29 protein-coding genes and 1 tRNA gene are annotated in these 15,942 nt (G+C 63.8%); 12 read left to right on the plus strand and 18 right to left on the minus strand.

Annotated elements, in window-relative coordinates; genetic code table 11:
- Window position 1: 1 nt before the first annotated feature.
- The 15 genes from AKN83_RS00740 to AKN83_RS00805 form a co-directional block, all read right to left on the minus strand.
- Entirely contained in the window at window positions 2–2,185 is a 2,184-nt protein-coding gene (locus AKN83_RS00740; protein ID WP_063695131.1) for a DNA cytosine methyltransferase, read from the minus strand.
- Complete coding sequence (locus tag AKN83_RS00745; RefSeq protein WP_050400417.1) at window positions 2,182–2,409, minus strand: hypothetical protein; 228 nt, start codon at window positions 2,407–2,409, stop codon at window positions 2,182–2,184. Before AKN83_RS00745 ends, AKN83_RS00740 begins: the two co-directional genes overlap by 4 nt.
- A 3-nt stretch (window positions 2,410–2,412) precedes the next feature.
- Window positions 2,413–3,525, minus strand: coding sequence for a DNA polymerase III subunit beta (gene dnaN, locus AKN83_RS00750; RefSeq protein WP_050400418.1), 1,113 nt, complete (start codon window positions 3,523–3,525; stop codon window positions 2,413–2,415).
- Window positions 3,522–4,094, minus strand: a complete 573-nt coding sequence (locus AKN83_RS00755; RefSeq protein ID WP_050400419.1) for a hypothetical protein — start codon at window positions 4,092–4,094, stop codon at window positions 3,522–3,524. The genes dnaN and AKN83_RS00755 overlap by 4 nt, the downstream gene beginning before the upstream one ends.
- Before the next feature lie 5 nt (window positions 4,095–4,099).
- Window positions 4,100–4,288 carry a hypothetical protein gene (locus AKN83_RS00760; RefSeq protein ID WP_050400420.1) on the minus strand — a complete coding sequence of 63 codons (189 nt, stop codon included), beginning with the start codon at window positions 4,286–4,288 and terminating at the stop codon, window positions 4,100–4,102.
- A gap of 51 nt (window positions 4,289–4,339) precedes the next feature.
- On the minus strand, window positions 4,340–4,990 hold the full coding sequence (locus AKN83_RS00765; protein WP_157113144.1) for a hypothetical protein: 651 nt from the start codon (window positions 4,988–4,990) through the stop codon (window positions 4,340–4,342).
- Complete coding sequence (locus AKN83_RS00770) at window positions 4,930–5,811, minus strand: GP88 family protein (protein WP_050400422.1); 882 nt, start codon at window positions 5,809–5,811, stop codon at window positions 4,930–4,932. The genes AKN83_RS00765 and AKN83_RS00770 overlap by 61 nt, the downstream gene beginning before the upstream one ends.
- Window positions 5,808–5,996 carry a hypothetical protein gene (locus tag AKN83_RS00775; RefSeq protein WP_050400423.1) on the minus strand — a complete coding sequence of 63 codons (189 nt, stop codon included), beginning with the start codon at window positions 5,994–5,996 and terminating at the stop codon, window positions 5,808–5,810. The genes AKN83_RS00770 and AKN83_RS00775 overlap by 4 nt, the downstream gene beginning before the upstream one ends.
- Window positions 5,993–6,616, minus strand: coding sequence for an MT-A70 family methyltransferase (locus AKN83_RS00780; RefSeq protein ID WP_050400424.1), 624 nt, complete (start codon window positions 6,614–6,616; stop codon window positions 5,993–5,995). The genes AKN83_RS00775 and AKN83_RS00780 overlap by 4 nt, the downstream gene beginning before the upstream one ends.
- The gene (locus AKN83_RS00785; protein ID WP_050400425.1) at window positions 6,613–7,440 is read right to left on the minus strand and encodes a hypothetical protein; all 828 of its coding nucleotides are present in this window, start codon (window positions 7,438–7,440) and stop codon (window positions 6,613–6,615) included. The genes AKN83_RS00780 and AKN83_RS00785 overlap by 4 nt, the downstream gene beginning before the upstream one ends.
- A complete protein-coding gene (locus tag AKN83_RS00790; RefSeq protein ID WP_083991864.1) occupies window positions 7,437–7,790 on the minus strand; it encodes a LexA family protein in 354 nt (117 codons plus the stop codon). Before AKN83_RS00790 ends, AKN83_RS00785 begins: the two co-directional genes overlap by 4 nt.
- A complete protein-coding gene (locus AKN83_RS00795) occupies window positions 7,787–8,032 on the minus strand; it encodes a hypothetical protein (protein ID WP_050400427.1) in 246 nt (81 codons plus the stop codon). The genes AKN83_RS00790 and AKN83_RS00795 overlap by 4 nt, the downstream gene beginning before the upstream one ends.
- The gene (locus AKN83_RS00800) at window positions 8,023–8,592 is read right to left on the minus strand and encodes a GcrA family cell cycle regulator (RefSeq protein ID WP_063695133.1); all 570 of its coding nucleotides are present in this window, start codon (window positions 8,590–8,592) and stop codon (window positions 8,023–8,025) included. Before AKN83_RS00800 ends, AKN83_RS00795 begins: the two co-directional genes overlap by 10 nt.
- On the minus strand, window positions 8,589–8,765 hold the full coding sequence (locus tag AKN83_RS39335) for a hypothetical protein (RefSeq protein WP_157113145.1): 177 nt from the start codon (window positions 8,763–8,765) through the stop codon (window positions 8,589–8,591). The genes AKN83_RS00800 and AKN83_RS39335 overlap by 4 nt, the downstream gene beginning before the upstream one ends.
- Window positions 8,766–8,829: 64 nt before the next feature.
- Window positions 8,830–9,261 carry a hypothetical protein gene (locus AKN83_RS00805; protein ID WP_157113146.1) on the minus strand — a complete coding sequence of 144 codons (432 nt, stop codon included), beginning with the start codon at window positions 9,259–9,261 and terminating at the stop codon, window positions 8,830–8,832.
- Between AKN83_RS00805 and AKN83_RS00810 the strand changes: the two genes are divergently transcribed.
- Window positions 9,260–9,601, plus strand: a complete 342-nt coding sequence (locus tag AKN83_RS00810) for a hypothetical protein (protein WP_063695134.1) — start codon at window positions 9,260–9,262, stop codon at window positions 9,599–9,601. The genes AKN83_RS00805 and AKN83_RS00810 overlap by 2 nt on opposite strands.
- Window positions 9,602–9,606: 5 nt before the next feature.
- Here AKN83_RS00810 and AKN83_RS00815 read toward each other — a convergent pair whose 3' ends face one another.
- Window positions 9,607–9,867 (minus strand): hypothetical protein, encoded by a 261-nt coding sequence (locus AKN83_RS00815; protein WP_050400430.1) that lies wholly within the window; start codon window positions 9,865–9,867, stop codon window positions 9,607–9,609.
- Window positions 9,868–9,987: 120 nt separating this feature from the next.
- Between AKN83_RS00815 and AKN83_RS00820 the strand changes: the two genes are divergently transcribed.
- Both AKN83_RS00820 and AKN83_RS00825 read left to right on the plus strand, forming a co-directional pair.
- Entirely contained in the window at window positions 9,988–10,737 is a 750-nt protein-coding gene (locus AKN83_RS00820) for an XRE family transcriptional regulator (RefSeq protein WP_157113147.1), read from the plus strand.
- Window positions 10,738–10,921: 184 nt separating this feature from the next.
- Window positions 10,922–11,386: a hypothetical protein gene (locus AKN83_RS00825; protein ID WP_157113148.1), complete on the plus strand. Its 465-nt coding sequence runs from the start codon at window positions 10,922–10,924 to the stop codon at window positions 11,384–11,386.
- Here the strand turns inward: AKN83_RS00825 and AKN83_RS00830 are convergent.
- On the minus strand, window positions 11,383–11,892 hold the full coding sequence (locus AKN83_RS00830) for a hypothetical protein (protein ID WP_050400433.1): 510 nt from the start codon (window positions 11,890–11,892) through the stop codon (window positions 11,383–11,385). The genes AKN83_RS00825 and AKN83_RS00830 overlap by 4 nt on opposite strands.
- Complete coding sequence (locus AKN83_RS00835; RefSeq protein WP_050400434.1) at window positions 11,876–12,748, minus strand: hypothetical protein; 873 nt, start codon at window positions 12,746–12,748, stop codon at window positions 11,876–11,878. The genes AKN83_RS00830 and AKN83_RS00835 overlap by 17 nt, the downstream gene beginning before the upstream one ends.
- 161 nt (window positions 12,749–12,909) lie before the next feature.
- Between AKN83_RS00835 and AKN83_RS39340 the strand changes: the two genes are divergently transcribed.
- The 9 genes from AKN83_RS39340 (at window position 12,910) to AKN83_RS00870 (ending at window position 15,937) form a co-directional block, all read left to right on the plus strand.
- Window positions 12,910–13,101 (plus strand): hypothetical protein, encoded by a 192-nt coding sequence (locus AKN83_RS39340; protein ID WP_157113149.1) that lies wholly within the window; start codon window positions 12,910–12,912, stop codon window positions 13,099–13,101.
- Window positions 13,098–13,319 carry a hypothetical protein gene (locus AKN83_RS00840; RefSeq protein ID WP_050400435.1) on the plus strand — a complete coding sequence of 74 codons (222 nt, stop codon included), beginning with the start codon at window positions 13,098–13,100 and terminating at the stop codon, window positions 13,317–13,319. Before AKN83_RS39340 ends, AKN83_RS00840 begins: the two co-directional genes overlap by 4 nt.
- Window positions 13,319–13,648 (plus strand): hypothetical protein, encoded by a 330-nt coding sequence (locus AKN83_RS00845; protein ID WP_050400436.1) that lies wholly within the window; start codon window positions 13,319–13,321, stop codon window positions 13,646–13,648. The genes AKN83_RS00840 and AKN83_RS00845 overlap by 1 nt, the downstream gene beginning before the upstream one ends.
- On the plus strand, window positions 13,645–13,962 hold the full coding sequence (locus tag AKN83_RS00850; RefSeq protein ID WP_050400437.1) for a hypothetical protein: 318 nt from the start codon (window positions 13,645–13,647) through the stop codon (window positions 13,960–13,962). The genes AKN83_RS00845 and AKN83_RS00850 overlap by 4 nt, the downstream gene beginning before the upstream one ends.
- A gap of 19 nt (window positions 13,963–13,981) precedes the next feature.
- Window positions 13,982–14,058: transfer RNA gene (locus AKN83_RS00855), tRNA-Met, on the plus strand.
- Between the two features lie 559 nt (window positions 14,059–14,617).
- The gene (locus AKN83_RS00860; RefSeq protein ID WP_050400438.1) at window positions 14,618–14,842 is read left to right on the plus strand and encodes a hypothetical protein; all 225 of its coding nucleotides are present in this window, start codon (window positions 14,618–14,620) and stop codon (window positions 14,840–14,842) included.
- A gap of 4 nt (window positions 14,843–14,846) precedes the next feature.
- Window positions 14,847–15,098, plus strand: a complete 252-nt coding sequence (locus AKN83_RS00865) for a hypothetical protein (RefSeq protein ID WP_157113150.1) — start codon at window positions 14,847–14,849, stop codon at window positions 15,096–15,098.
- Entirely contained in the window at window positions 15,095–15,271 is a 177-nt protein-coding gene (locus AKN83_RS39345) for a hypothetical protein (protein WP_157113151.1), read from the plus strand. The genes AKN83_RS00865 and AKN83_RS39345 overlap by 4 nt, the downstream gene beginning before the upstream one ends.
- A 102-nt stretch (window positions 15,272–15,373) precedes the next feature.
- A complete protein-coding gene (locus tag AKN83_RS00870) occupies window positions 15,374–15,937 on the plus strand; it encodes a hypothetical protein (RefSeq protein ID WP_050400440.1) in 564 nt (187 codons plus the stop codon).
- Window positions 15,938–15,942 lie beyond the last annotated feature (5 nt).

A 15,942-nucleotide genomic window follows, 5' to 3' on the forward strand; every position in this document is an offset into this window, starting at 1 on the left:
GTCAGGCACTCGCAGCGCGCTTGACGATGGCCGGTTCCGGTTTTGCTTTGGCCGCGGCATCCGCCATGATCGCGGCGACCTCGGCCTTCATCAGCGACACCGAGACTGCGTTGCCGATCTGCTTGATCTTCTGCGTCTTGGTGCCGGCGAATTCGTACTCGGCCTCGTCTTCGTTGAAGCCCATGGCCGCGGCGAGCTCGTGCGGCTCAAGCATCCGGAAGAGGATGTCGTACTGCGGCGTCGCCTCAACGAGGTTGACGTGGCCTGTGGCAGTGATCGCCGGGGTAGGTTCTGCGATATCGTGCACCCGCGGCGCCTGACCTTCCCGCTCGCCGAACTGCGCCGCGATGAATGCGAGCTCGCCGCGCGCGGCCGTCGTTACCGTCGGGATCGGTTCGCCGAGATCGCGGACGCGGTCGCTGTGGTCGTGATGGGTGACCGGCATAACCATGGCGAACTCGCCGCCCTTCGCCGTGGTCAGCGTAGGGAGCGGATCGGCGACGTCGCGGGCCGCGTTGCCGCCCTGGGTGTGGGTGACCGGCACCACCATGCCGAACCGCCCCTTCGACGTGACGGTGTCCAACGGCTCCTCGGCGCTCTTGCAAGTCTCGCCAGATCCCGAGCCGTAATACGGCGAGATCAGTACGTGGCTTTGCTTCGCGACCTGGGTTGGTGTGGGCTCTTCGACTGACCGCGGCGCCCCGCCGGCATGGCGAGACAGGACAAACGGCTCGACCAGGTATCCGCCGCCGTCGCAGTTCGCGGTCGGCGCCGGATCGCCTATCGAGTGCGCCCGGGTCTCGGCGAAGCCGTCGCCATGACGATTAAGGATGAACGGCTCAACCGCGCTACCGTTGATCTCGGCCATCATCTGATCGAACGAGATAACGGGAGAAACCAGCATCGGCCGCGCGCAGCCCGGGTCATCAGATCCGGCGCCGCCGGTGGTGATCGTCGGCAGCGGATCGTCCGCGGGCCGCGCCGCGCCGCTTCCGGTGCTGAGAACGAGCGGCTCAGCCAACCAGACTCCACCCTTGGTGTCCAAAGTCGGCGCCGGTTCGGACGAAACGCCCTTCGCCTTGTTGTTCTTCCGCCCATTGATGATGACCGGTTCGACAAAGAACTGGCCGCCGCCGGTCGTGGTGGTGATCCCGCCGACGGGCTCGTCGACACTCTTGGCGGTGTTGTTTGTCCGGTTCCCGCAGACGATGGGCTCCGCGAGCCCAATGCGAGCCTGCGTCATCACCGTCGGTGCCGGGTCGTCTACGGTCTGCGCGTCCCGCCTGAAGTTCTGCTTCAGCAGGATCGGCTCGGCCAGCGCCATGTGGAGACCGTTTGCAGCAACGGTCGGCAGCGGCCGGTCGAGGCTCTGCCCGTCCATGTGGTTGCGGAGAACGACGAGGAACGGCTCCGGCCAGTTGAACTTGACCGCGCCGGCATAGATCCGGGCCAACGTCTTCGGCGCCAAGGGCTTCGAGCGGTTGAAGATCGACCGGCCCTTGAGCGACCAGTCGATGATCTCGCGTGCCGGCTTCCACGGCTTCATGCCCGGGAACAGCAACGTGTCGTCGGCTCGCTTGGCGTGGGTCAGCGGGGCCCAAGCAACGATCTTGCGGTCGTTGCGCGCCTTCAAGATGAAGCGCTGCCGAGTCGTGGCGTCGCCGTAGTTCGCGGCGTTGAGCTTCCGCCATTCCGGTTCGAAGCCGAGCCGGCGGATCGTGTCGATCCAGAGGGCGAAATACTCGCCCTTGCGGCTCTTGATCGGCTTGCCGGTCCGCGGATCGACCGGGCCCCATCCCACGAATTCCCAGACGTTCTCGATGATCAACCGCTTGACGCGCAGTTCGGTCAGCCAGGTGATGATGTGCCAAGGGTCGGAGCGCTGCTGGTCCGAGGTCGGCTTGCCCCCGCGTGCGACGGAGTGATGGGTGCACGTCGGCGACGCCATCAACAGGTCGAGGTAGCCTTCCGGAACGATGATGTGCGGCCGGACGGCGGCGATGTCTTCGCAGTAATGGCGGGCGAGCGGATGGTTCTTCTTGTGCGTCTCGATCGCGATGCCCCAATGATTGACGCAGACCAATTCCATCTCGAGCCCGAGCTCGGCGAGAGCCCGCGCGCAGCCGGTGGACGAGCCACCGGCGCCGCAGAGAAGGTCAGCAACGAGGATCTTGCGACGGCTCAACTCAGCGCCTCCAAGATATCCCGGACCAGCGTCGGCACCGCGACCGCCACCGAATTGGGCGGCGCGCCGGGCACGTAAGGACCGCCCTTGTCTCCGACCTGTCGGACGGAGATCAGTCCGATATGCTGAACACCCTCGATATTGAGCGCCGGCACGCCGTGGCTTTTAAAGATGCGCAAGAGCTCGGCTTCCAGCTTGCGCTCATCGTGCTTGATGACGGTCATCGGCTACACTCTCATCGGCATGAGGACGTAGAGGATCGACTCATCGCTACCGCGCAGCAGCGCTGGCGAGCCCGGGTCGCCGAGATCCAGCCTGACTGTTTCGCCCTGGATCTGCATGAAGATGTCGTGCAGGTACCGGCTGTTGAAACCGATATCCATCGCATCGCCGGCGTACTCGGCTTCCAGTTCGTCCGTCGCGGAGCCGGCGTCCGGGTTCGAGCAGCTCAGCGTGATCTTACCGGCGCCGAGCGTCATCTTCACGGCGCGGCCCTTCTCGCTGGAAATCGTCGCGACGCGATCAGTGGCGGCGAGCATGTCCTTGCAGACAACCGCGATCTTCTTCTCGTTGTTCTGCGGGATGACGCGGCCGTAGTCCGGAAACGTGCCGTCGATCAGCTTCGAGGTCAGCACCATGTCGCCGGCCGAGAAGCGGATCTTGCTGCCGGAGGCCTCGACAAGGATTTCGTTATCGCCGGCGTCGAAGAGACGCGTGATCTCGGCGACCGTTTTCCGGGGCACAATGATCCCCTTCAAGTCGGCGGCGCCCTCCGGCAGCGGGTATTCGACCTGGGCCAGGCGATGCCCGTCCGTGGCGACGGCGCGCAGCGTGGCGACGTTCCCCTGCTTCACGGCATGCAAATAAATGCCGTTGAGGTAATAGCGGGTCTCCTCGGTCGAGATGGCGAAGGCAGCCCGATCGACCAGCCGCCGCAGATCCTTTCCGGTCACGGTGAAGCTGACATTGAGGTCGTCGACCGAGAGGTTCGGGTAGTCGCTGACGGGCAACGTCTGAAGCGTGAACCGCGAACGCCCCGACTTGACGACGGCGGTGGAGTCGCCGGTCTGCTCCAGCGTCACCTGCGAACCGGCGGGCATCTTCCGGACGATCTCGTGGAAGAGCCGGGCCGGCACGGTTGTCGACCCCTTCTCGGCCACCTCGGCCCTGATCGAGTCGACCACCTCGAGGTCGAGGTCGGTGGCCCTGATCGTCAGCTTGTCCTGGCTGATGTCGACCAGGACGTTGCTCAGGATCGGGATCGTGTTGCGCTGCTCCACCGCACGCGAGATGCGGCCGAGCAGTTTCGCCAGCGCGGCCTGTTCCATTACGGCTTTCAAAACGGGGTCTCCTTTCGGGTTGGGGTAAGCGTCGGTTCAAAGAGATCGCCGCGCGGCGCTGCGAAGCGCGGATCCAGATGGCCACGGAGCCACCAGGCCACGCCGAGGCTCTCGGCGGCGTCGAGGGAAGTGATGTTTCGGTCGATCAGTTGGGCGTAACCGAGCGACGTTTCCTTGGTGGCGCGCCCGTTGCCGGTGAACGCCTTTCGCCACGTCCCCTGATTGACGTAGATGAACGGGACGTCATGGGCGGCAAAGACTTCTTCGGCGATCGCGCACAGCCCGTAGATCCGCTGAAACGTCTTCATCGGCGGGCGCGTCGTCGCAGGCTCCGGGTTTTCCTCGGTTGGCTTCCCCTTGAGCTCAATGTCGGTACGAAGCGGCTCTTCGGCGGCGCCGTGCCTGACCTGGTTGTCCTTGACAATCTGGAACAGCGTCTTCCGGAAATGCCGAAAGACTTGTCCCGAGTTCTTGCCCTCCCAATGGAAGGCCCGGGCCCAGACATAGCGATCGCCGTCGAGCAGCGTGATGCCCGTTGTCGTCGCGATATCTAAGCCCAGGATCTTCATCGCGATCAGGCGACCTGGATCGCGGTTTCGTCGAACCAGCTTTCGGTCTGCCTGCCGTCGCCGGCGCGATAGCGGACCAGATAGCTATTGACGTGATCCTGATACTCAGCGCGGCCGATCACCGTGCCTTTCTCGTTGCTCTCGATCATGCTGACGATCGTTTTCAGTTCGTACAGGAACGGCTTGCTCTTCACGGCTTCTCTCCATGGTTTCCGGCGGCGGTTGCTGCCGGTCATCTCGAACGGTCAGGCCTCGTCGCCGTCGTCGCCTTTCGGCTGCTCGCCGCCTTCGGGCGTCGGCTGCGGCATGGCCATGATGGCGTCGCGCTCCGAACGGGCCTGACGGAATGCCGACAGCCATGCCTGCCCCTTGATCGAGCCGACTTCGTACGGGTTGTCGGATTCCTTGGAGCCGGGCTCGGTATCGAGACGGAAGCCGGCGGCGCGACCCTCGCGCTTGGCGCGCTCGTCTTCCGGTGTCGGCCCCTGTCCGCGCATGCCGAAGAGCTCGTACTGGCGCGGGCTCAACGTCTTGCCGAGCAAGCCGAGATAAATGCCGGCTTTCTCAATCTCGGCGCAGTAGGCGTCGATTACTTCGTCGCCGCCCTCCAGCAGCCTGATCGCGAGCTTGGCGGCGTCATTGTTCATGCCCTGCTGCGAGGTGATCGCGAAAACGCCCCGGAGCCGGTTTTTGACGGAATTGTTGGACTCGTTGGCGACCTTCGCTTCGGCTTGAGCGGCCCGGATACGTGAGAGGTTGTAGGCATCGAGCGCGCTCTGTGTCGGCTCATTTGGTCTGTCGGCGGCAGGCGTTGTCATATGTTTCTCCAGGTTGATCAGTGGGTGATGAACGCGATCGGACGTTTCGATTGCCAGCAGAGGCCGCACGTCGCGCATGCCTCGGTGCGCCCGAGTTGTTGGGGGCAGACAATCGCTTCAGCCGGCGCCTGCAGCGGGGTCTCGATCGAGACGGTCGAGCACTCGTCAATCGGGGCGTCGGAGAATCGGATGGCGAAGCGGTCCCAGTTCGCCAGCACCAGGCGCACCAGCGCCGCGGCGATCGGATCTCGCTTCGCGTCCCAGCGAGCCGTGAATCCGTAGACATGCAGCTGCGGCACCTCGGCCAGCAGCCGCTGCCAGAGAGCGACGTAGGGGACCGAATAAAAATCGCCCAGCACGTGCAGGCGCACCACGAAGCCGCGGCGATGCTTGCGGCCGAGCGAGCGGACTTCCTGCTCCAGCCGGGCCTCCAGCGCCGCCCCTCGGTCGAGCCGGTGCGCGTGCTGCATCGAGTTGCCGTAGCAGGAGCGCCAATGCCGGCACCAGGTCGGGCATGTCGCGCGCTCCTCGAGCGTCAGGGTGTAGATCGGGAAGCCTTTCCAGCGTCCCTTGGTGACGGCCTTCCCAATCTTCGAACTGTTGAACCCGCTCTTGAGAACGTCGTGGCCGTAGGAACTCGGATCGACCACGGTCGAGCGGTAGACCGTCCGGCCTTCCACGATCGCAGGGTTATCAAACGCGGGGATCTTGGCCGGCCGGCCGGCCAGCGGGAGCGCCGACTGCCGCGAATGGCTATTCGGCTTGACGCCGACCTTTCCTTTGATGATGAGACGGAGATACGCGGGCGATCCGCCGACGCGCGCCTTGATCTGGGGGACGGTCAGGTTCGCGGCATGAAGCGCCCTCACCTGGTCGTGGTCGATGGTGCGTTCTCTCATGCCCCACCTTCAATGATGAGGACACGAACCGGCGACGTCTCGCGGCGCCATTCCGAGCGGCCGTCGATGGCGATCCAGCGGCGCTCAAGCCGAACGCCGAAAAGTCGCGGCGCCAGCCGATATTCGGCCGTCGGCGCCCATCCGCGATTATCCCAATCCGGCGGTGGCGGCAGATACACCTTCATGCCGGCACCTCGATCGCGTCGAAAAGCGGGGTCGCCGAGGCCTGCTTCTCCGTCTTGCGGCGTGGCGGCACCCTGGCGCCGACTTCGATGGTGCCAACCTCGTCCCCCCAGTGCGTGAAGCCCTCATGGTTCTCGCGGGAGAACAGACACAGCCTCTCCAGGCCGGGCGTCTTTTCCCGGAGATGCTCGTACCATTCGACCGGCTTCTGACTGTGTCCCCGAGCTTTGCCCTTGATCTCGCCGTAGAGCGCGTCGTGGATCTGGTGCTCATCACCGAACACGCCGAGCAAGACCGACTCGTGCATGCCGCGCGACCGATACCCGGTGCCCATGCGCCCCTTCGGCCATACCAGTTCCGTCTTGAAGCGCGCGCCCCACTGCTCCAGGAGCCACATCGACTTATTCAGCGTCGGCGGGCCTGCCCAAAGCGTGATGATGCCGTTGCCGCGGACGAGGTGACCGACAGGCAGATTGGCGAGATCCTCCCAGGACATGATCTTGTATTGGGCGGACGCGGATTTCTTGTTGCCGCTCTCCGACCGCAGCTTGAACTCGGTCGGCGGATCGATGTCGACGACATCGAAACCAAACATCGGCAGCGGCTCGAAGAACCAGCTCACAGCCCGCACATCCCTTCGCAATCGTTGTTGAAGAGATCCGGCTGGCCACGCTCTTCGCTCGTCGAGAAGTCGACCTGGTCGAGCGGCTTCATTGAACGGTGCAGGTACGGCTTCAGCCGTAAGTGCCGTGAATAGCCGGACTCCGGCGAGCGGATTGCGTGGTCGACCTCGACTGCCTGTTGCCATCCGGCTGGATCGCGGTTGCGCAAATCACGCCATTGATGGTCGCTGCGATACGGACAGAACGTACATGCGCTTTTCGGTGGTTCCGGATAACCGTTCCGGCGCAGCCACTGCAGGCAATCCCATCGGGACATGCGCTTTTCGATCAGCGGCCAGCGGTTCACCTGCCACGCATTGCGCGCAGGCTTCATCCGGACCGCCTCATCGGTTGAGATGCCGATCCAGACTTCCATGCTTGCCGCTGGAATGCGCTTGCGCGGGGCGAAGCCAAGCAACTCGCGCTGCTTCTTCAAAAGCGGCTCAATCTTGTATTCCTTGGTGCACTGTCGGCGGCCGAGCCCGTCCTCACCATTTCCTCGATCGAGGAAGGCCGGGATGGCCGCATACCGACGCTTTCCGCCGCCGTTGGTGCCCGCGAACAACGCCGTGTGCAGGGCCTCTGGCTTGCGCGTGGTGTGGACCGGAAAGGGCAGGACGTTAGGCGACATCAGCCAGCGGAGATGTTCATAAACGGGTGCTGGCTCGCTTCCGGTGTCCGCGAATATCGCGGCATCCGGCATCGGTCCGATTTCGCCATGCGCCGCCATCAGCGCCATAGTGGTGCTCTGGACGCCGGCACCGAGGGAGATGACGCGCATCATGGGGCGCCTCCCACGAAGTACGCGCGCAGGGCCTCCTCGGCCGCGGTCCGCTCCGAGATCCGATGTTCGTGGGCATAGGCGCGGATGGCGCGGCGGACCTCCGGCAGCGGGCGCACAACGATCCCATCCCCGACACCCGGCTCCGGGATACTCAGCGTCCGAGCCTTGCCCGGAACGCGCAGCAGCGCGCCGCGATAGACGAGACTGTCGATCAGGTGCGAGATCGTGCCACGCCCCCGGATCCCGAGATGGTCGGCGATCTCCCGATACGATGGCGATGCACCGTGCTGCTCGACGTGATGCCTGACGAATTGAACGCACTGCGCCTGGACGTTGGTGAGGCCCATCATGCTGGACCTCCCGCCGGCAACGTCGGCTTGATCACTTCGTCAGCAAATCGCGAGAAGACATCGTATGTCTTCTCCCGTCCGATCGATCCGACCAGGTAGGACGCGATGGCCTGGAGGTGTGCGTCGATCACAAGCGCCGCAACGTCCTTGCCGCCGGCGTGCTCGACCGTCATCAGGGAGGCGATGCACTCCTTGCGGGCGTAGTCTTTCATGATGGTCGAGGCGCCGGGGTTCATGACCATGACGTGGCCGCCCTCTGTGCCCGGTGATGATCCTGAATTCGGAGCGACCGCTGCTCCTGCGTCTCCCTGCCCCGACGGTTCTGCGTCGGCTGATACGCCAGCCGAGTGTGATGCGCGCAGTACGGCAGACCGGCGAGCGCGCGACCGCTGCAGAAATAGAAATCCGGCGTCGTGGGATCTCCGATCGGCCAGCGGCAGTCGCCGTCACGAAGGTCGAGAATTCCCTTCCGCTGATCTTGAGGGACGCCGGGATCGAAGTCGGTCGCGGACTGGTGCGGCTCAGCACTCTCCTCGAGGATAGGCTCCTGTGCCTGGGCAAACACCTGGCGGATTGCGGACTGCCGGCGAGACGGCGCGGCTGTACGCTTCCGTTTCGGCGCCTCGATTTCCCGGACCTGCTTGGGTCGGCTGTTGGCCATGCCCAGACGGTGAAGCTTCCCGATGACCGCGTTGCGTGTCACCTGGCCGAGTTCGGCGGCGATCTGCGAGCATGACAAACCTGCCGCGAACAGTTCCTTCAAACGCGTGATGCGATCGTCGCTCCAGGTTGACGGCTTCATCGGCGCGCCGCCTTTCGTCGGGCGGCACGGATCTCAGCGAACGGCTTCTCGCAGCGGCTATCCAGCCACTTCGAGACGTCGAACCACCAGCTTCCCAACTTGATCCAGCTTTCGCCGCACGATGTGCAGCAGGTGCTGATAGCGACGGCCTGATCGGCCAGGAATGCAAACACGCAGAAGCTCGCTTTAACAATGCGCCGCGAATTCGCGCGGCTCGTACTCAGACCGACCGCCCGTTCAGCGCCGGGTCAACTCCATGTGGATCTGCCGCTCATCGGCCTCGCGCCGCACGCGCTTCACCTCGGCCTCTGCCTCGGCGAGCCGGCGCTCGAGTATCCGGCGAGTCAGCCAACGCTCGCGTGTCTCTTCGGGGATGTGCGCCCAGAGCGCGTCGATGCACTCGAGGCCTTCCGGCCCCGCGCAGACGTTGAGGAAATGTTCGAGGTCGATGACGCGATTGCTGGCGGTCCAATTATCGACGGTGCTCAGAGAGCACTGCGCACGCGCAGCCATCGTTTTGCGGAAGCTACCGCCGGTCATCGCGTTGCGACAAACCCGAATGATTTCAGCGGTTATCTTCGCGGCTCTTACGTTCGTAGAAATCGGTTTGCACGAACGTAGGACGGGTTCGTTTGCATTGATCGAAGCGGCAAGCGATGCTGTTCCCATGATGAATGCTCCCTTTTTTCACAAACACAATTCGAGCGTCGCCGTGGTGTCGACGCCTGACAAAGATGACGACTGGGCGCGCGCCGCCCTGGCCGGAACACGAATGCTGATTGCGGAAGAGTGCTTCGATGCGATGTTGCAGATGCTGATCGATGCCGGCTTGGTGCCGAGGAGTTGTGCCGCGGTCATGCTCGACCGCCTTTCGGAGAAGCTGCTTCTGCACGCCTCGGGACGAACGGAAACGCACTGGGCGATCCGAGTGCCGGAATTGATCGACCAGGCGACGAGGTTGTCGACGAAAGCCGCGACGCTGAAAACTGTGATCGGCGGCGTGTCATGACGCCCTCACCGGCCAGCGGTGTCAGCGGGCGCCCGCGCAGCGACGTTGGCGGCGTAGAGTTCCTCGGCTGTGACGTCGCACAGCCCGCGGATCACGCCCCAATGTCGGTCGGGAATGCCGATCTTGGACCATTTGTAGACGGCCTCGATCGTGACCACCCCGTCAGAGGCCTTCGCGATCTCCGCAGCGCCGCCGGCGTACTTGATGATTTCGGGAACCGTCTTTGGACGATCGGCGGGCGGAGTGTCTGCGGAGGCATCTGTCATGGCCTCTGGAATTTACTGGAATTTAATTCCGGAAACAAGTCATCCGAATTCTATTCCGAAAATAATTCCAGTTCCTATGCTGGACCCGTGGAGAATCTGGAACCCGACAAAGGACTTACCTTGGAGACACCGCCCCTACTGTGGAACCACCGACTGCGCGCTGCTCGCAGGTCGAAGGGTGTTTCGGTACCCGATCTCGCGCGCGTCATCGTTGGCAGCAACGATGCCGATGCGATCGCCGCGATGGTCCAGAAAATTTATAGCTACGAGAAGATCTCGGCGAAGCAAAAGCCCGTCGAGCAACCGCGTGGCAAAACGATGGAGCAACTGGCAACTGCGCTCGGCGTGAGCGTCGAATGGTTGCGCGACGGTAAAGCAACCTCGGGTAACCATATCTCGGATGAGACGATTGTTGCCCTTGACGAAAATATGGTTACCCCAAACCTTACGGGCGAACAAAGAGAAACAAAATACTCGCGGAAAACTGTGCCTATCTACGGTCGAGCCGCGGGTGGTCGTGAGGGAAGGTTCATCTTGAACGGGGAAAAAGTTGGGGAGATCCTGCGCCCACCGAGCCTCGAAGCAGTCGCCGAAGGTTACGTCGTGGAGCAGAGCGGAGACTCGATGTCTCCAGCAATCAAGGATGGGTACAAGGTCTACGTCAATCCGAAGCGCCCATACCATCGCGGCTCGCTGGTGGTCGTGCAGATCAAGACCGGCGTCGAAAACGAATTCGACGGCTACGCGAAGGAGTTTGTCTCCTTCTCGCGGAAGGAACTGATACTCGAGCAGTACAATCCGCCGAAGCAACTCCGGTTTGCCGCGAACCTGGTCGAAAGCATCCACGCAATTGTGGGCGTGGAGTTTTGACAGCCACCACATCTGGTGGCGTCGACTCTGGCGCGGAAAGATTCAATGATGCCGGCATACATCGTCACGAGCGAGAACGATGCGGCGTCAAAACACTGCAAAAACCGTTATTTCCGCGGTCACTCCGTCGTCTGGACAAGCAATGATCTCCAGCACTTTCGGATCCATCCGGAGACTACGATCGATGAGCTCGGTCAGCACATCCACTGCTCCCGTTGCCGCGGCCAGGGTGGCTGGGGCTGGAACGTCGAGATCTACCCTCGCCGCGTTTATCCTGATCAGTCTTGGCGCCGGCGCGCGGGTTGAAGCCGCTCAGCCGTCTGAGGAGTCGATCCGCGCCGCTCGCGCCGAGATCACCCGCATGAGCGAGCCGGAGCTGCGATCGCTGCTAAATTACTTTGCGGAATGCACCGACCGAACGACGATGAACCAGGCGGTGAGGCAGGCTTGCAAAGCGGCGTTCGTCAAGTACCAGACCGAGTTCGGCGGGAAGCGAACCGTCGACAAGCTGATCGCGGAACAGGAAGAGCTCGGCGATATCCAGCGCACCTTCCGCGCCACTGGCCAGGCGACGGACTCGAGCTATGTCGAGACCGTTGATCGGCAGCTTCGCCAAGCTGTCGGCGACGCGCTAAAGGCCCATCGCTAGCGCGACAACCTCGCGGCGAGCGCGTTTCGGATCGTCGGTAGCCGCTCGACGAATTCGGCGATGCCGGCGAGCTCTTCGCGAGCCGCCCTTACCTCCACCATCATCTCGGCGATCGTCGGCAGGAACTTGGACTTCTGCCGCCAGCGCCGGCACGCCATTTCGACCGCGCCGAACGACGGATCCAGCGACATGACGTCGTCGCGGAGGAACTGGCCGAAGACCCCGGCATCTTGGCTGCCGGCGTTCGGGTACGCCTTCACCAGCAAGCCCAAATAGGCGACGGCGCCAGCGACAGGGATCGGCGCCAGCGCCTGTTCCAGCGCCGCTCGGTTCTCACGGTGAACCGCGATGGCCTTGTCCACCTGCCCCAGGAGTTCGACACTCGGTTCGTCGGCCAGCGCAGCTGCCTCGCGGGCTGCGGCAATTGCGCGTAGCGGCGGCTCGAGTCCTGAGAACGATGGCGGTGCCGGCGGCTTCCCGCGTTGCGGTTCAACGAGATCGCGCATGGAAATCCCCCTCTGTTAGTCCGGCCATCATGCCGTCAATCGCGGTGTCGGCGCGGCTCGGCGCCGGCGCGCCGCCACCTCGAGTTGATCGGCGGTCGTAGTCATTGCCAACCCAGGTCCGCCATGCGGCGTCCCAGTCGGCCATCAGGTTGCCCCTGCTGGTGTGGAAGTTCTTGAACTTCTCCGCCTGAAACCGGATGTGGTCGTCGTTCCAGCCGCGCTCGCGGGCGTACTTCCATCCCGCTTCAGGAAGCTGCCAGTCGTCAGGAATCTTCGTCCTGCGCCCGGTCGTCTGCCGCTTCTTGCGCTTTGGCTGCTGCTCATCGGCCGGAGCATCATCGCCAAAAAGGCCTTGGGCCGGGACCAGTTTGCGCCCGGCAACGGGCGCCATATGATCTTCCCCTTCTTCCTTTCTTAGATTTTTTATTTCTTCTGTATTGTGCTGGCCCTGTGCTGGCGCTGTGCTGGGACCTTGCTGACGCTGTGCTGGGACGTTGTCGTCCACTGTGTCATCAGCTTGATCGTCACCCTGATAATGATCGTAGTTGCAAACGGTTATGACGGTCACCCCCTTGTCGGACCGTGTGTTGATCATGCCCTCTCTCTCGAGACGACCCAGATAGCCCCTCACCGCTCCTACGCTCCATAGCCAGTTTTCCGCGAGAAACCGCAGCGAGCCGGCGAGCTCGCCGCGATCGAGATCGACGAAGAACTGACCGAACCGACGCTGCCGCGGCTTCCACGCCGCTTCCTTGATCATCCAGATGAAGGCCTCGCGCTCGGTCATCGCCGATGGCCTGAAAAACTCGTGCCCGTACAGCGAGCGAAAGAGCTTGATGTAGCCTCGGGAACTCACCCCATAGATCTCCGACCTGGCATTTCGACTGGATGGCGGCGGGCCCGTCGTGGCGGACCTCGGTCCAGTCGTCATAATCCGGTCTGGAATTTATTTCCAGTTTTTTATTGACATGTCCCCGCGTCTGGAATTATCTTCCAGATGCCACGGGAGACTTGCTTTTGACCATCACGACATCAATCGCCGATCCGGCCGCCCTCGAAGAAGGGCAACGCTGCCCGATCAAGGGCTGCGACGGCACTGTCGTGTTGGTCCGCGCAGGCGATTGCTCCTGCCACATCGCTCCGCCCTGCCCGGCCTGCACCGATGCTCACTTGGCCTGCGATGTCTGCGGTGAGGAGCGCCGCCCATGACGGTGATCGCTTACATCGCCACGGCAATCTTCTTCACCGGGGTCGGCTTTCTGGTCGCGGCCGTTTGGAGCCAGCGGGCAATCGACCGGCTCACCGAGCAGCGAAACCGCCTGATCGGCGGCTTGCAACATGCCGGAGCGCAGTTCCGCGCGATCGGACTCGACGCCGCCGCCGACAAGGCCTTCGCCGCAGCCGACGTGACGAAGGAGCCGGTCTAATGCTGATCCGTGTCTCCGGCAAAAGCGACTGGCGGAAGTTCTTTTTCGATGCACCTGCCATCACGGTCGACGGACGGACCGTGATCGACGTGATCGAGGCCGACGACGAGGCCGGATACGTCATCCGCTACATGCGCGGCGAGGACGGCCAGTTGATCGAGGACGGCTACCGCTACGCAACCATCCGCGAGGATGGCGTCGTCACGATCACCGGACGCCGCCGCTGGAGCCCGGACGATGCTCGGGCCGCGGCGCAGACCAAGCGCGATCGCCGCGCCGTCCGCAACCTCGATGTTCAACGTCGAGCCGGAAAGGACGTCACGGCATGACCGACCTTTCCTTCGATCCGACCGCCATCATCGACGACCTTTCGTTCCGCGCCGGGTATCTCGAGGCGGCGCAGATCCAGACCATTGAGCGACTGCGGGCGCTTGCCGCGCGCGGCGGCGCAACGGCGGACGAACTGCGCCTTGCGATCGCCGGGCTCGCCATCGACACGCACAAGGGTTTTGCCGCGCTCCAGGTCGGTGCGGCTGCGCGGATGGCTGCCCGCAATGCCGCCACTACTCCTGAGGTGTGCGCGAAGATCCTGCAATTTCCGCCGCGCGACGGCGAGACAAGGCCGGAGGCCTTCTCGTCATGACGCATGCGGCGAACACGAACGCGCGGTGGAGCAGCCCGGTAGCTCGTCAGGCTCATAAGCTGAAGGTCGGGGGTTCAAATCCCCCCTGCGCAACCATTCCCGTATCCGAGCGAGCGGAGGATGCATTGTCCGTACGCGCGAACTCGGTGCTGCATCTGGGCCAGTGCGCGCCGGCCGGCCAGGCAGATGCAAGTGTCGGGTGCGCCCAACTCCCTGTTCTCAATTCTCGCGGCGACACAAGGGGCCAGGTCAGCGACCCAGCGGACGCGGCTGGTGTGAGAGTCGGCACCGAACTTTTCATCGGGCATGACAAGCAACCGAAACCGGACTCGAAGTCAGGGCCTCGCAAGGCGTCCGGCTGCCCTGTGTTCTCCGGCCCCGCAATGTCGATTACAGCCGGGCAAGCGCCCGGCCCGCGAGATGCATTTTCAATTCCGACCACTGCACTGGGGTCATCGGGGCGGCCACTCGCCTTGATGACGGATCTATCGCCGGCTCACCTGACGTGGACGCGAAGCCGGCGATACCAAACCCTAGAAGGTCGAGGCCCTGCCGAGGACAGGACAGGCGGGTGCCTAGCAGCGAGGGCGGTCAAATACCCGGCACGGCGGGGAGCCTCGCCCCGTGTGCTCATTTCATCTGTGGAGGCGCCCCCGTGATCACGGCATCCCTCCCACCGACTTGGACCCGCCTCATCTTCGCGCCGGCCGCGGAACGCGCAGCGGCGACTCCAGAAGAGCGCGCCGCCTACGACAATTATGTCGAGCGGCTGATGGCTCGGCCGGAGGACTTCGGATTTCGGCACGAAACACCCGAGGACGTCGCGGCGGATGACCGCTTCGACACCGCCCTCGCCGCAGAAAATCAGGATTGGGGATAGCCCAATGGCACATCCAGGAATGACCCGGTGCACGCCGGACACCTTCGACCTCGACCTCACCGGCGCCTATGCCGTGATCCTTCGCGCCTACGGCATGACCTATGAGGGCACCGTCGACGAGATCGAAGCGCGCGCGTTCAAGATCCTGTGGAATCCGGGCGAAGCGCGCCCGTATTCCCAGGTCAAGCCGCGGCTGACGGCGGCGATCGCCTTGGCGCGCCGCGACGGCGCCATCGACCTGTCGGTGGCGGCATGACGCTCGAACGCGCCGTCATCGTGATCCTGCTGGCCTTCATCATTGCCCTGCTCGCCGGCGGCAACACGGTTGAGGGCTTCGGCATCGGGCTGCTGGTCGGCCTCGTGCTGGGTGCGCCTGTCGGCGCGGCCTTTGTCACCGATCGTCAACGTAAGGAGCCGACCCCGAGATGAATGCTGTCCGGACATTGACGCGTGAAGTTGCGGCGTTCCTCGCGATCGCGGCGATGATTTTTGGCTGCATCGTCACGGCGGCGTCAGCGATGGGAGTTGGCCATGGCTGAACAGCGGCGCATCGAACTCGATCCGACCGTGTTGCTACGGCTCGGCGCCAACATGGAAACCATCGGTCAGGCCTGGCAGGCCGACGTCGATGAATTGAACACGGCACGCGACCAGATCGCGATGCTGAGACGCGAGCTCGACCAGGCGGACGACCGCGCGGCCAACTATCAGGCGGACCTCACGGCGACACGGGCAGAAGTCCGGCAGTTGCTCGAGCGGAACGCCTTCCTCGAGGCGCACACCAAGCGCCTTTTCGACACGGCTCACGATGTCGGCGACAGCATGAAGTCGCTCGCCGAGTCTGCCGTTGACGTCGCGCGCCGAGCGCCGGCAGTGGCGCCGGCCGTCGCTCCGGTGCGTGCCGACGGCACCACGGCGCCGCGGCCCTCGGTGGTCGCGGCGCCGCCCGGACCCGCGCCGGTTCAGCGGCCGCGCACCTTGGACGATGTCCGCCGGGAGCAGCTGGCCGCGGCCGACGACGAGGAAGACGGCACCGGCCTGCCGCCGGGCAAACCGCAGTTCCTCAGAACCCCACTTCCAACCGTTGCACCGTAGGTTCG

It is taken from the genome of Bradyrhizobium embrapense, assembly GCF_001189235.2.
Lineage (GTDB): Bacteria > Pseudomonadota > Alphaproteobacteria > Rhizobiales > Xanthobacteraceae > Bradyrhizobium > Bradyrhizobium embrapense.

What these genes read in the sequence shown, in the direction of transcription:
- AKN83_RS39345 (WP_157113151.1), top strand. Translation starts at nt 15,095, where the DNA reads ATGACGCTCGAACGCGCCGTCATCGTGATCCTGCTGGCCTTCATCATT.
- AKN83_RS00815 (WP_050400430.1), bottom strand. Translation starts at nt 9,867, where the DNA reads ATGACAGATGCCTCCGCAGACACTCCGCCCGCCGATCGTCCAAAGACG.
- AKN83_RS00830 (WP_050400433.1), bottom strand. Translation starts at nt 11,892, where the DNA reads ATGCGCGATCTCGTTGAACCGCAACGCGGGAAGCCGCCGGCACCGCCA.
- AKN83_RS00825 (WP_157113148.1), top strand. Translation starts at nt 10,922, where the DNA reads ATGAGCTCGGTCAGCACATCCACTGCTCCCGTTGCCGCGGCCAGGGTG.
- AKN83_RS00800 (WP_063695133.1), bottom strand. Translation starts at nt 8,592, where the DNA reads ATGAAGCCGTCAACCTGGAGCGACGATCGCATCACGCGTTTGAAGGAA.
- AKN83_RS00770 (WP_050400422.1), bottom strand. Translation starts at nt 5,811, where the DNA reads ATGAGAGAACGCACCATCGACCACGACCAGGTGAGGGCGCTTCATGCC.
- AKN83_RS00810 (WP_063695134.1), top strand. Translation starts at nt 9,260, where the DNA reads ATGATGAATGCTCCCTTTTTTCACAAACACAATTCGAGCGTCGCCGTG.
- AKN83_RS00745 (WP_050400417.1), bottom strand. Translation starts at nt 2,409, where the DNA reads ATGACCGTCATCAAGCACGATGAGCGCAAGCTGGAAGCCGAGCTCTTG.
- AKN83_RS00840 (WP_050400435.1), top strand. Translation starts at nt 13,098, where the DNA reads ATGACGGTGATCGCTTACATCGCCACGGCAATCTTCTTCACCGGGGTC.
- AKN83_RS00790 (WP_083991864.1), bottom strand. Translation starts at nt 7,790, where the DNA reads ATGATGGGCCTCACCAACGTCCAGGCGCAGTGCGTTCAATTCGTCAGG.
- AKN83_RS00805 (WP_157113146.1), bottom strand. Translation starts at nt 9,261, where the DNA reads ATGGGAACAGCATCGCTTGCCGCTTCGATCAATGCAAACGAACCCGTC.
- AKN83_RS00785 (WP_050400425.1), bottom strand. Translation starts at nt 7,440, where the DNA reads ATGATGCGCGTCATCTCCCTCGGTGCCGGCGTCCAGAGCACCACTATG.
- AKN83_RS00845 (WP_050400436.1), top strand. Translation starts at nt 13,319, where the DNA reads ATGCTGATCCGTGTCTCCGGCAAAAGCGACTGGCGGAAGTTCTTTTTC.
- AKN83_RS00850 (WP_050400437.1), top strand. Translation starts at nt 13,645, where the DNA reads ATGACCGACCTTTCCTTCGATCCGACCGCCATCATCGACGACCTTTCG.
- AKN83_RS00865 (WP_157113150.1), top strand. Translation starts at nt 14,847, where the DNA reads ATGGCACATCCAGGAATGACCCGGTGCACGCCGGACACCTTCGACCTC.
- AKN83_RS00795 (WP_050400427.1), bottom strand. Translation starts at nt 8,032, where the DNA reads ATGGTCATGAACCCCGGCGCCTCGACCATCATGAAAGACTACGCCCGC.
- AKN83_RS00870 (WP_050400440.1), top strand. Translation starts at nt 15,374, where the DNA reads ATGGCTGAACAGCGGCGCATCGAACTCGATCCGACCGTGTTGCTACGG.
- AKN83_RS00755 (WP_050400419.1), bottom strand. Translation starts at nt 4,094, where the DNA reads ATGAAGATCCTGGGCTTAGATATCGCGACGACAACGGGCATCACGCTG.
- AKN83_RS00775 (WP_050400423.1), bottom strand. Translation starts at nt 5,996, where the DNA reads ATGAAGGTGTATCTGCCGCCACCGCCGGATTGGGATAATCGCGGATGG.
- AKN83_RS00765 (WP_157113144.1), bottom strand. Translation starts at nt 4,990, where the DNA reads ATGCGCGACGTGCGGCCTCTGCTGGCAATCGAAACGTCCGATCGCGTT.